General features: G+C 51.4%; 8 protein-coding genes and 1 tRNA gene. 5 read left to right on the top strand and 4 right to left on the bottom strand.

The genetic code is table 11. The features are described 5' to 3' along the window. The first annotated feature begins 43 nt into the window (after window positions 1-43). From BGX16_RS04060 to BGX16_RS04045, 4 genes are all read left to right on the top strand, one after another. Complete coding sequence (locus BGX16_RS04060; protein WP_100424903.1) at window positions 44-934, top strand: radical SAM protein; 891 nt, start codon at window positions 44-46, stop codon at window positions 932-934. Between the two features lie 41 nt (window positions 935-975). After that, the gene (locus BGX16_RS04055; RefSeq protein ID WP_198514857.1) at window positions 976-1,242 is read left to right on the top strand and encodes an RNA recognition motif domain-containing protein; all 267 of its coding nucleotides are present in this window, start codon (window positions 976-978) and stop codon (window positions 1,240-1,242) included. 98 nt (window positions 1,243-1,340) lie between these two features. Beyond that, on the top strand, window positions 1,341-3,911 hold the full coding sequence (locus BGX16_RS04050) for a DEAD/DEAH box helicase (RefSeq protein WP_100424901.1): 2,571 nt from the start codon (window positions 1,341-1,343) through the stop codon (window positions 3,909-3,911). 82 nt (window positions 3,912-3,993) lie between these two features. Then, window positions 3,994-5,583: an SLC13 family permease gene (locus tag BGX16_RS04045; RefSeq protein WP_100424900.1), complete on the top strand. Its 1,590-nt coding sequence runs from the start codon at window positions 3,994-3,996 to the stop codon at window positions 5,581-5,583. Between the two features lie 145 nt (window positions 5,584-5,728). On the opposite strand, the gene BGX16_RS04040 is transcribed toward BGX16_RS04045, so the two are convergent. Both BGX16_RS04040 and BGX16_RS04035 read right to left on the bottom strand, forming a co-directional pair. Next, window positions 5,729-5,802: transfer RNA gene (locus BGX16_RS04040), tRNA-Val, on the bottom strand. A 180-nt stretch (window positions 5,803-5,982) separates the two neighbouring features. After that, window positions 5,983-6,474, bottom strand: a complete 492-nt coding sequence (locus BGX16_RS04035) for a hypothetical protein (protein ID WP_100424899.1) — start codon at window positions 6,472-6,474, stop codon at window positions 5,983-5,985. A 52-nt stretch (window positions 6,475-6,526) separates the two neighbouring features. Here BGX16_RS04035 and BGX16_RS04030 point away from each other — a divergent pair, with 52 nt between their 5' ends. Continuing rightward, on the top strand, window positions 6,527-7,069 hold the full coding sequence (locus tag BGX16_RS04030; RefSeq protein ID WP_100424898.1) for a 4'-phosphopantetheinyl transferase family protein: 543 nt from the start codon (window positions 6,527-6,529) through the stop codon (window positions 7,067-7,069). Window positions 7,070-7,139: 70 nt separating this feature from the next. Here BGX16_RS04030 and BGX16_RS04025 read toward each other — a convergent pair whose 3' ends face one another. Both BGX16_RS04025 and BGX16_RS04020 read right to left on the bottom strand, forming a co-directional pair. Then, window positions 7,140-7,565 (bottom strand): DUF6941 family protein, encoded by a 426-nt coding sequence (locus BGX16_RS04025; protein WP_100424897.1) that lies wholly within the window; start codon window positions 7,563-7,565, stop codon window positions 7,140-7,142. Beyond that, window positions 7,565-12,841, bottom strand: coding sequence for a hypothetical protein (locus tag BGX16_RS04020; RefSeq protein ID WP_157797856.1), 5,277 nt, complete (start codon window positions 12,839-12,841; stop codon window positions 7,565-7,567). Before BGX16_RS04020 ends, BGX16_RS04025 begins: the two co-directional genes overlap by 1 nt. Window positions 12,842-12,844 lie beyond the last annotated feature (3 nt).

The following is a 12,844-nucleotide window of genomic DNA, read 5'->3' as shown; positions in this document are numbered from 1 at the left end:
GCCTTTTTTGTAGAATTCACGGAGACGGAAAAAGGATTTAGACTTGGACGGCTTTTGGCGCATCACCCTGCTGACGAATCCGGACGTGTGCAATTTGCACTGCGCCCTGTGCTTTTTACATCAGCGGGGTCGTTCGTACGGCAAGGGAGAAATGCCTTGGGAAGTGGCAGAAAAAGCGGTGCGCACTTACGCCGCTCGCGGTATTTGCGAAGTCATTCCGAGTACGATGGGCGAGCCGTTACTTTATTCGCATTTTGGAAAATTGGAAAGTCTGGTACAGGAGCTGGGACTCAAGCTGAACGTGACGACGAACGGCTCTTTTCCTGGGAAGGGAGCCTTGGCGTGGGCGCGGGAACTGCTCCCCGTTTCCGCCGATATCAAAGTGAGCTGTTGGGGAACTTCGCAAAAAAGCTTTGACATACTTTGCCCGGACGTGTGCTTTAGCACGTACCTGCAGAACCTGAAAACCTTGGCGGAGGAACGCCAAAAACTTTTGCCGGGTTCCGCAGAAAATCTCTCGCGACTTTCCCTGCAGATGGCGGTCTGTAAAACAAACCGGGAGGACGTCGAACGGGCTGTGGAGCTCGCCGCGGAACTCGGGTTTGACCGGGTGAAGCTCAACCGGGCCGTTTTCCTTTCACACTCACAGGCTTTGAAGGAACGCGAAGAACTTCTGCCGGAGGATTACTTCGACCGCTCCGCCGTGGAAAGCTTGCCAGTCAAGCTTGAAGGAACGTTCCTCTACCCGGCGACAGAGGCTCCTCGGCTAGAATGCTGCCCTTTTTTCGGCAGGGAACTTTGGATACTGCCAGACGGCTCCACGGAACCCTGTCCGGACCCGGGAAACCGTTTCGAAGGGCTTTCACAGGGCAAGAATCGCTGTGAAATTTGTCATTTGTTTCCAAAAAGATTCTTTTCTCCAGACTCAAATTGAGCTATTATTCTGTTAGGCTTATTTAACAGCCTGGATTCATTATGAAAAGCATTTATGTTGGTAATCTCCCCTTTGCATTCCGTGACGCTGACCTCGGCAAGCTGTTCGAAGAGTTCGGCGAAATCAAGAGCGCAAAGATCATCATGGACCGCGATACGGGTCGCAGCAAGGGCTTCGGTTTCGTTGAAATCGAAGACGACGGTGTGGCTCTGAACGCAGTCGAACAGCTGAATGGCAAGGAAGTGAACGGTCGTCCGCTCCGCGTCAATGAAGCTCGTCCGCGCGAAGGGCGTCCCCGCCGCTTCTAAGAAAGGATTTTTTTTCGATTCGCCGAAAAGCTTGATTTACTGTAACGTTTGGAAGGCCGCATCAGTTGCGACCTTTCTTTTTTTTAATTTGCAAATCGATGGCAAAGACTCTCCAATATTATCTTCCGCAAAAGGGCGAAAATCTTTCTTCCGAAGATTTGCTCGGACGTTTTCTCACTTGGACCGAAGAACGCGGCGTCGATTTATACGAGGCGCAAGAGAATGCGATTCTCGAACTCTTCGACGATAAGAATGTGATTTTGAATACGCCGACGGGAAGTGGAAAGTCGATGGTCGCTTTGGCGATGCATTTTATGAGTCTTTCGCTCGGACGCCGTTCCGTGTACACGTGTCCCATCAAGGCGCTTGTGAATGAAAAATGGATGGCGCTTTGTAAAGAATTCGGCCCGGAAAATGTGGGCCTTTCGACGGGCGATGCGACAGTGAATATGGAGGCTCCGATCCTTTGCTGCACTGCGGAAATTTTGGAAAACCGTGCGCTCGGCGAAGGGGCTGAATTGAATATTCAAGACGTCGTGATGGACGAGTTCCATTATTATTCCGACAGGGAACGCGGCGTTGCTTGGCAGGTTCCTCTGCTGACCCTTCCGCAGACGCGCTTTTTGCTGATGTCGGCGACGATGGGACGCACGGACTTTTTTGAACAGGTCCTTTCGAATTTGAACGGCAAGGAATGCGTGACCGTTTCGAGCAAGACGCGCCCGGTGCCTCTCGATTTTAAATATTCGATGACGGAACTTTCTTCGACGGTGCAGGGACTTGTAAACGAAGGCAAGGCGCCTGTTTACGTGGTGCATTTTACACAGGCTTCTGCCGCAGAAAACGCGCAGAACTTTACCAGTTTAAATCTTTGCTCCAAGGAAGAAAAAGCGGCGATTGCCAAGGAAATTGCGCATTTCCGTTTTTCGAGCCCGTACGGTCCGGAATTCAAACGCTTTTTGAAAGTCGGCATCGGCCTGCATCACGCAGGACTTTTGCCCAAGTACCGCATCCTTGTGGAAAAGCTTTCGCAGAAGGGACTTTTGAAAGTCATCTGCGGCACGGATACGCTCGGCGTCGGCGTGAACGTTCCGATTCGCACGGTACTCTTTACACAGCTCTGCAAGTACAGCGGCGATAAGACCGCGATTCTTGCGGCGAGAGATTTTCACCAGGTAGCAGGACGTGCAGGCCGTAAAGGCTTTGACGACATCGGTTTTGTCGTGGCACAGGCTCCGGAACATGTGATTGAAAATGCGAAGCTTGCGGCGAAGTCTGCGCAGAGCGGGAAAAAGTTCGTGAAACGGAAACCGCCGGAACACGGTTACGTTCCCTGGGACGAAAGTACGTATCAGCGTTTGATCGCGTCACCGCCCGAACCTTTGCTGTCGCGTTTTGAAGTTTCGCATGGGATGCTCATCAATGTGCTTTCCCGCAAAACGGACGGTTGCAGCGCCATGCGAAAGCTTATCGACGATTCTCACGAAAGCGCGCGTCGCAAAAAAGAATTGAAGGGGCGCGCTTTCCAGCTGTTCCGTTCCCTCGTCGAAAAGGACGTGGTGGAATTTGTGAAGAATCCGCAGCCGGGAATGGCGCATGTACGGGTGAATCTCGACCTGCAGAACGATTTTGCGATGAACGAACCGCTTTCGCTGTATCTGCTCGATACGCTGCCGAAGCTCGATGTGGAAAGTCCGGAATACGCTTTGGACGTGATTTCCCTTGTGGAATCGATCGTCGAAAATCCGGATCCGATTCTACGGGTACAACTTCGCAAGGCTCGGGATGCCCGGTACGCGGAGCTCAAGGCGGAACATGCGGAATACAACAAGCTCCAGGAAGAGCTCGACAAGGTGGAATACCCGAAGCCGCTCCGCGAATTCATCTATACGACTTTCAACGAATTTGCGGATGAACACCCTTGGGTCGGCGATCTGAATGTGGAACCGAAATCGATCGTGCGCGAAATGATCGAAAATTTCGATACTTTCAGCGGCTATGTGAAAAAATACGGCTTGACGCGTACCGAAGCCCTGCTTTTGCGTCATATCAACTATGTATATAAGGTTTTGACGCAGACCGTACCGGATACGCTCAAAAACGACGAACTTTTGGAAATCCAGGACTATCTAGATGAAATGATCCGCAGAACGGACTCGAGTTTGCTCGAAGAATGGGAAAAACTCAAAAATCCGGAATTCGTCGCGGAAGATCTGGCTCCGGAAAAGGCTTTCCATGCGGACGAGGCTGCAAACGACGTTACCCTTGACAGAAAAAAATTTGTGGCGAGTACGCGTTCCCGCATCTTCTCGTTCCTCTCTTTCCTTCAAAAACGCCAATTTGGCGAAGCTTTAGATCTTCTTGCGGAAGATTTGCCCGAAGGAGTGCTTCTGGCCGATGCCGAAGGGGTTCCTTGGACGGAAAAGCGCTTGGAAGACCTTTCGCTCGAATACCATGCGGAACATGGAAACTTCCGTTTGGACGTGGAAGGCCGTTCGATGAAGCATACGGTAGCTGCGTGGACCGCTGAAAATTTGAAAATTCAGCAGGTTTTGCAGGATGACGAAGAACTGAACGATTGGGAAGTGGATTTCTCGATTCCGCTGTCGGATGCCCGTGAGGCGGGTATGCCGCTGATCCGCTTGGATCGAATCGGTACCATTCTGTAGCTTTACACAACTTTCTAAAAAAACTAGATTTGCGCCCGTCGTTCGATAGAGCTGGTCGCTCTATTTCCAACCTGGATGGATTATGACTAAGGCAAAACTCATCAAACTCATTATCGCTACAGTTCTCGCAATTGCAGCGCTCTTCGTCCCATACGAAGCCCTCGGAATTGATGGTCCGAACACCCTCAATCCCATTGAAATCCGCGTGATCGCTATCTTCGTGATGGCGGCACTTTACTGGATCCTTCAACCGTTTCCGATCTGGACTACGTCTACGCTTGTGATTGTGTTGATGATTCTCACCTTGTCGAACTCCTCGTTCTTGCCGTTCCGCGTTGAAGGCGTGGAACCGATCAGCTACAAGGTTTTGATGAACACTTGGTCGGATCAGACCATTATGCTCTTCCTCGGCGGATTCTTCCTCGCTGCTGCGGCTACGAAGTATAAGTTGGACTTGAACCTGGCCCGTGTGCTTTTGAGACCGTTCGGTAGGAATCCGAAGTTCGTGCTTCTTGGTCTCATGATGATTACCGCTGTGTTCTCCATGTTCATGAGCAATACCGCTACCGCTGCGATGATGCTTGCCATTCTCGCTCCAGTGCTCAAGCTTTTTGACGAAAAGGACAAGGGTAGGGCTGCGTTTGCACTTGCGATTCCGGTCGGTGCAAACATCGGTGGTATGGGTACCCCGATTGGTACGCCTCCGAACACCATCGCTCTCGGCGCTTTGAACGAAGCTGGCTATAGCGTTTCCTTTGGCCAGTGGATGGCTTTTGGTGTTCCGTATGTGATCGTGATGATGCTCATCGCTTGGTTCTTGATCATGAAGATCTACCCGATTTCTGCGAAGACCATGGATTTGAAGATCGATGGCGCAGATGGATTTGATAAGAGCCCGCGCGCGATTGTTGTGTACTTGACCTTTGCTTTGTGCGTTGTTTTGTGGCTCGTCGGTAAGGGCGTTCACGGTGTGAACGACTATGCGATTGCAATGATTCCTATCGCCGTCTTTGCCCTCACGGGTGTGATTACGAAGAAGGATTTGAACTCGATGAGCTGGGACGTTCTCTGGCTTGTGGCCGGTGGCTTCGCTCTTGGCGTTGGCCTGCAGAAGACGGGTCTTGCCGCTCACTTGATCGGCGCTATCCCGTTCGACACCTGGCCTGCATTCCCGCTCCTCGTGGGCTGCGGCATCATCTGCCTTTTCATGGCAAACTTCATGAGCCATTCTGCTACGGCAGCTCTCCTTGTCCCGATTCTGATCGTGGTGGGTGTGAACTGCGCAGACAACCTTGCTCCGCTCGGTGGCGTGACCGCCTTGCTCGTGGCCGTGGCTTTTGCAAGCTCTCTTGGTATGAGTATGCCGATTTCTACACCGCCTAACGCTCTTGCTCACGCGACGGGTTTTGTGGATACGAACGGCATGGCTAAGTCCGGTATCATTCTCGGTATTGCCGGCTTGATCCTCGTCTATGTGATGATGTTCATGCTCGCCAAGCTTCAATTCTTCGGCGAACCGAAGTTGAAGGTCGTGCCGACGACGGAAAAGACCGCTGCGGTCGCTCCTGCTCCTGCTGCGGCTGTCGCAGCTCAGGCTGCTCCGGCTGATACGACGGTGGTGCTCAGCGACGATACCGCTGCTGTACTTGCAGACTCCGCTGCTGCAAAGTAATCCAGGTTTGGAATTCAAAAGATTCCGGTCAAAAGGCCGGGATCTTTTTGTTTTAAAGGATTAGGTAAAAAGGAGCTTTGCTTGGAATGATGGATTTGAAAATTTGGCTTAAAAAGAAAAACTCCGCTTTGAAGCGGAGTTTGCGTGGTCGATACAGAACTCGAATCTGTGACCTCTACCATGTCAAGGTAGCGCTCTAACCAACTGAGCTAATCGACCGTAGGGTAGCCCAATAGTAAAAAGATTTTTGGGGCGTGTCAAGGGGTAATGAGTGTTTTTTCCATTGAAGTGGAGGTTTTTCCGTGGCACGGACGGTTCGCCTACCTTGCATCCACTCCCGTGGCCACGCTAGGCTCTGCATTCCAAGCCAGTAATGCAAGGAATTAGAAAAACGCTGGTTTAGCGGTCGTCGGGATCGACCCAGTAGCGCATTCTGCCGGTGATGATGACGCGGTCGTTGTCGCATTCGTCGCCGTAGCAGTGGTTAAAGATCAGGTGCACATCGGCACTCCAAAGGATGGAATCCTTCTGGTCGAATTTGATGTAGCTAGAATCGATGTCGATGATGTGGGCGGGGTAACTGTTGCCGAGGACAAGATATGTGTACCCGGATGACGTAACAGGAGCGTTATCTCCGAGTTCGGGCTTATTGACCATGATTTGCAGGGCATCTCCGGCGCGGTTCTTGCCAAGGAAGGTGACGTAGTGCTTGTTCGAACGCAGTATGACATCGCCATCGTCCGGGTCAATTGCTAGGTCAAGATCTTCGTCGCCGTTGATCGTTAGCTTCATGTAGCCGCCGCCATCGACTGTCCAGCCGCTGTTGATGTCGCTACAGGCTGTGACAAGTAGGAATATTCCAAAAAATAATGTAGGGAAGCGGAACTGCATATTTCCAAAATAGCAAATCCATTTTTGAAAGGTGAAATTATATTAGAAAGTGATGATTACGCAATATGAATTGAATACCGCATACGGAACGGTACATTGGTGTGTGTTACCGGTAAAGAACCATTTAGATACGATTCTCTCCATTCTATCGACAGCTTCCGGGATGGAACTTTCGCGAGTCGATATGAGACGTACTCCGGATGGTCGCCCTGAATTCCCGGCTTGCGGTTTCGATGCAAACTGGACGCACAGTAAGGATATCTGCGTCTTGGCGTATTCATTCACGGCAAAGGTGGGCGTAGATATCGAAAAGCTTCGCCCGCGTGCCCTGCGGATTGCAGAGCGGTTCTTTGCCAAGGAGGAAACGGACCTTTTGTTTCGCAGTAACCTTGCTCCGGATGAGTCTTTAAGACAGTTTTACCGCATCTGGTGTCGTAAGGAAGCTGTGTTCAAATGTGTTGGCGGATCGTTCCTGGGAGGCGTTCTTTCGACGAACGTTTTGACCGATGAGGTCAATGGGGCGATTCTGGCGGATATCCAGCTGCCGCTTGAGAATCCGTTTGCTGCGACGATCGCCGTGGCGCCGCTCGTTTAACTCAAAAGGTTCAAAAAAGACCTGCTGTTTTCAGCAGGTCTTTTTTGTTGAAATCGAAATTTGAAAAGATTTAGCTCGCGAGAGGGTTCGGTTCTTTGGGCGTCAAATCGGTGATGTAAATCGGAAGGGCCGTTTCGAGCAGTACCTCGTCAATGCGAAGGCGCATCAGGTACTTTCCGTCTTTCGTCACATGCATTCGGTTGATGTTCAAAATCAAGTTGACTGCCGAAGAATCCATGTTTTTGGGAACGGGTAAAAAGTTCACCGAGGTGAGGATCGGCGGAATGAGTTTCGAATCATCGAACTGGTTTTGAATCGTTACTTTCAAATCGTGCGAAGTCGCTTCGGAACGCGTGTAGCGGATGCGGAAAACGATGGAGCAGTGCGGAATCACAATCGGAAGTTCCGCTTCGATATAGTCAAACACGCCGAGCATGTTGAGCTTTCCGCTTTGGTCGGTGGCCGCATCACAGATAGCTGCAATCTCGATTTTCATTACCAGTTGTCTCCCAGGTATTCCATCACGATCGGACCGTTCTTTGTTGCCGGAAGAGTCGAACCTGCGCTCGAAGCGGCTTCCTGCGAACGCATTGAAATATAGATTTGACCGCTTGGCGATACGGCGAGCTGCGGACGGAATCCGCGGACATAGTAACCATGCTGTGCTGCGTAAACGTTCTTGAAGTACGGCAATTCGTTTTCGCCGAGTTCGCTCCAGGCTCCGTCTGCGAAACGGTACACGTGTACATGAGAGTTCCTGGCGTAGTAGGCGTCGTCGATTGCGAGAATTGGATTGTTGTTGCCGTCAACGGTAAAGAATACGTTGTAGCTGCGGTGACCGAACGCTTCGAATTCCGCACCGGTCGTGGTGAATCCTTCGTAGGTCGTGGCGAGGGAACTGCTTGCCTTGGCGCGGGCGAGGCGAGGCAGGCCGTCGTCGTCGCGGCTCCGGAATCCGACGTAGAAGTAACCGTTCGCATAGAACACCTGGATGGATTCGCCATTGATGTTGATGAGGTTGTTGTTATTGTTCGTCGTCGCTGTAGCGCCGCTCGGGATGTAGTAGTAATGGATCTTGTAGTTCGAGGAACTGTATTCACTTGCAATCACGAGGCGGTTTCCGCTGTTGTCGAACGCCATATCGATTTCGCGGTTCTGCTGGTAGGTGTTGTAAATTGGGCTAAAGGCATTGCCCCAAGCGGAACCGGAGTAATCCTGCACGCGGGCGAGTTGTGTTGTAGAGTTAACCGTTCCAATCCAGACAACGGAAGGATTGTTCGTCTTCGGATTGATTTTGAGCTTCAGGACTGTCAAATCGGTACCGAGTCCGCTGCCGAGTTCTGTCCAAGTGCCCGAAGAACCGGTCGATTTGTAAACATGGCCTTTGCCATCTGTTGTGCTGATGTAAGAGAGGTACAGGTTATCGTTGCCGTCGCATTCCATGTAAAGCGTCTGGTTCGAAATGCCGGAAATGCTCGGACTTCCGAAAGACGTCCACTTGGAACCGTTGCGGTACTTGGTGGCGAGTTTACCGTTTTGCTGTACATAGGCGATGTTCAGACGGTCGTTGCAGTAAGCGATTGCAGGACCGTTTGCGTCCGTCGAGGTTTCAAGGATCGTATCGCTTGTACCGCCAGAAATATTGTGCCAGGCCTTTTTAAAGTACACGTTCTTGGAAACGATTTCCGCTTCATGGCGGTCGACAAAGTTCTGGTCCATGTCCGTCTTGGAAGAATCGAAGTAGCTCAGCTTGACGGTGAGGGAGCCTTCAGCGGACTGGCGGATGAACGCCGCGTTGAATTCGGCGATGTTCGTATCCAAGGTTCCGTCCTGATTTCCCTGGTACCAGTATTTATCGCTCACGTTCGAGAAGTTCCACCAGAATTGCTGTGCGTCTTCATCGCCCAAGGTGCCGAGCGTTGAAGAGCTGCCGTTAGCTTCTGGCGTGTACCAGTAAATGGATTTGTTCGAAAGAACGGAAGAATCGGTGCTCCAGAGGTAAACCGTATCCGGCATGCTGATGACGCCCTTAGGGAGGGTTGTCATGGTGCGGATGGTCGTCGTGTCGGTCGCGACAAAGTTCGAACCGGATTCCTGCGCCCAGACGATGCAGAGGAATTCGGTGTTTGCCTTGGAAAGCTTGGCGATGACGCTGTCCTTGACCCCGTTGTCATCGTTGTCGTCCCAGAAGTAGAAGTCATCCGATTTGCCCCACCAAACGTGATTCTTGGAAACCGTGTCGGAAAGGGCAGAAGAACCCTTGGTGCCGCAGGTCCAGGTGTAACGTTTGATGCCTTGCCATGCACTGTTCACGCGGGCGGTCAAATCGGTATTTGTTCCGGCGAGAATATAAACGAGGTCCTGATCCACGGTGATCACCGGGATATCCGTGGTGAAGGTAATTGTTGTTGTATCCTGAACCTGATTGCCGTCATCGTCTGTGGCGCGGGCGACGCAGTAATAGGTTGCATAAGGAGTCGAAGGTCCTGTCCATGTGGTGTCGTAAGAGGAAACGGTTTTCCAATTGCTGCTGATTTCCGAAGGCCCGCCGCAGCTCCATTCGCGCTTTGCGATGTAGCCCATTTTGTCGATTGCGGTTGCGTTGATTTCGATCGGGTAACTGACACGGGTCGTAATCGATTCGGTGGCAACTTTAATTGTTGGGGCGTCCAAAAGAACTGTAATCTTCGTCGTGTCTTGGACTGTATTGCCGTCGTCATCGGTCACGCGGATGATGCAGAGGTAATCGTTCGTCGCGACTGTCGGCATAATAGCGGAGTAACGCGGTGTCGAAGTCGAAGTGACCCAGCTGTTGCCTGCCACGCCCTTGTTGCCGCAGCTCCACTGGTACAGTACAATTTGACCGAGCTTGTCGTTTGCAATCGCGTCAAGACCGAGAGTATCCTTGATGCTGACCGTCATTGTGTCTTCACTCGCGGTAACTGTCGGAAGGTCAAGAAGAACTGTATAAACCGCAGTATCCGTTGCAGTCAAGTTGTCATCGTCGGTCACGCGCATCATACAGTACCACGTGCATGCACTACTCGGCATGGTAATCGTCGTGTCCGCCTTCGAAATGGATGTCCAATTCGGGCTCTTTAGGCTCTGACCGCAGTACATGTCGTAAGCTTGGATCGTACCGAGGGTATCGACTGCAGAACCTGCCAAACGTACCTTTGCGTTGATCTTCACTTCTGCCGAAGTCGTGAACAGCGTAATGGCAGGCGCATCCTTGACCGCTCTAAAGTACAGCGTATCGTAGCCGTATTCGCCGTCGTCATCCGTAGCACGGACGATGCATTTGTAAGCGTTTGTCTCCGAACTCGGAAGCGTCACGTCAAAGCTTGTATGGACGCTCTTGGCGGCGGAAATACTTGCCGCAGAATCGAAGGTAATCTTTGAAGCGTCTGTACCGCATCCCCATTCCACAGCGTTCACGGTTCCATATTTATCGGAAGCAGTTACGTTGTAAGAAAGCGACGCGTTGATCTTTTGACGGACCGTGTCGACGATTGTTTTAATCGATACAGTCGGAGCGTCGGAAATGATGTTAATCGAAATGGAGTCCTTGGCGATCTTGCCGTCGGAATCTTCCAAGGTAACGTAAATCGTCTTGGTTCCGGTCGTTTTCCAAGCGAGGGTGCCGGTTTCCGCATTGGTGGCTGGGCATTCGTAACTGTCGGAGAGAGTCGTTGGACAGGTCCAGGTAATGGTTTCCGATGTAGCCGTAGCGCTGAGGAAGTGTTCCACGCTAAAGCTTAGCGGATCGTTCATCGTAACCGATGTATCGGCGCCTGGAGTCAAGAAGTAAATGACCGCATCATCGCTCAGAATGCCAAAACGGACTTTGTCGGTAACGGCTCCGTCTGCGGCAGAGGCGGTCATCGTGTAAAGAACACCTGGTTCGGCACCGTTTGCGGAGAGTTCGCTTGCGGTCAGAGTCATTTTTGCGGAGCTATCGCTGCCCACTTTCGAAGGCTTGATCGAGAAGCTCTTGTCGCCGATAGAGGTACTCCAATGGATGGAATCCGGAATCGGGCGAACATTGCCTGCTTTTGCAATGAATTCCAAAGAACCGTCTGTCGCGACCATCGAAGTAGCCTTGCCGTTGACGGTCAGGTTCAGCGAAGACGCTTTGACGCGGAAGTCGAACTTGGCTGTATCGGAAACGTTCTTTGCACTATCGAGGATGACAAACTTGAACTGGTGACGGCCATCGGTCAAGTCCTTAAAGACCATATCCCATTCGTTGACTTTGAGAACGGAAAGGCTGATTTCAGAACCGTCGAGCCAAGCCTTTGCGCTTGCGATCTGCGAGCCGGAATCCGAAAGCGAACCGGCAAAGGTCACGCTGCGGCTCGTCACAACCGAATCGTATTTGTCGATGCGGATCTTTGGAGCAATCGAGTCTTCGAGAAGCATCGTGGCTACCAGTCTTTCGTCTCCCATTTCCACATACTGGCTGTCGAGAATCATGTACTTGTATCCAAAGCCCGTCGTATCACGTGCGTAAACTCGGTATATGCCCGGATTGACGGCAGCGCTGAAGTAACCCTTTTCACTTGTATGGGTAAAGGTGTAGTTCTTGTTCTCCATGTTTTCCATCACGACCTGAATGCCGTTGTGCGCCTTGCGACCTTCAAACTTGGCATAGCCGTGAATCGTTCCCGTGGTGGCGCTCAAGTCGCCAAAGAAGAAGTTCCACGTCGGGGAAGTAACCGTATCGTATCCATCGGTAACAGAAACCTGCCAGTAAAGACGACCGCGCAGGGATTCGTCCATGTTCCAAACGGAATCGGTAATTGCTTCCCAGCTCTTTTCAAGGATGTTCGTCGCCACGAGGTTTGCATCGGTGAGAACCGGAGCGGTTCCTGCATTGTCCGGGCTTTTGCCGACGCGGATCATGTAACGCAAATCCACCGGGTTATCTTCGTCGGTTCCGGAATAGTAGAAGGCAAAACGGGAAACGTAAATGTTCTGACGGCTGGCGGAATCCGGCTGCAAAAGGGCGATCGTCGGAATCTTGTTAAAGTGCAAGACCGCTGTATCTTTCGAAACGTTGCCGTCTTCATCGACTGCCCCGTAAACATAAAGGATTTCATTGTTGGAATTCAAATGTTCCTTGACCGCTTTGTATTTGACGGTAGCGGTGTAAAGGCTATCGATTTCACCGGATTTTGCCGTGAGAGTGTCGATAGGCTTTTTCTTGGAGGAAAGCGAAATCATGAAGGCGCTGTCGATTCTTCCAAAGGAATCCGAAGCGAAGAACGAAACCTGGGCATCTTGTTCTCCACGGGTCCAAAGCGTATCCGCTTCCACAGAAATTTTCGGTGGCGTATCGATCACGCGAATGTACTGACCGCGCCCCGCCGTATCGCGTGCGTTTGCACCGTCCACTGCAATAAAGAGTGGCGAATAGACCGCAGCGGAATCGTAGCTGTAAACGAAAAGCTCTTCGTTCTTTCCGTTAAACAGGGAATCTACATCGCCCATCTTCCAAGCGTAGCGAACGACCTTCTTCGCATTGTACTTGAGGAATCCCACCAAGTAGATCGAATCGTGTACGGTAACCGTCAAGGTGTCATAGGTGAGCACGGAATCCAGAGCCGCAATGGAATCCACAAAGGCGTCCAAGCTATCAGGACGCTCGGTGAATGCGAAAAGCACCGAATGGTTGTTGCGCAAAGTCCCGTTGACTCGAATGTCGTCTTCGCGGGAACAGTTTGCCAAAAGCATAAACAATAGGGCGACGCATAAGAAATATTTTTTCATACA

The sequence above is a fragment of the Hallerella succinigenes genome (genome assembly GCF_002797675.1).
GTDB classification, from domain to species: Bacteria; Fibrobacterota; Fibrobacteria; order Fibrobacterales; family Fibrobacteraceae; genus Hallerella; species Hallerella succinigenes.
This window is presented reverse-complemented; position numbering and strand designations above follow the sequence as displayed.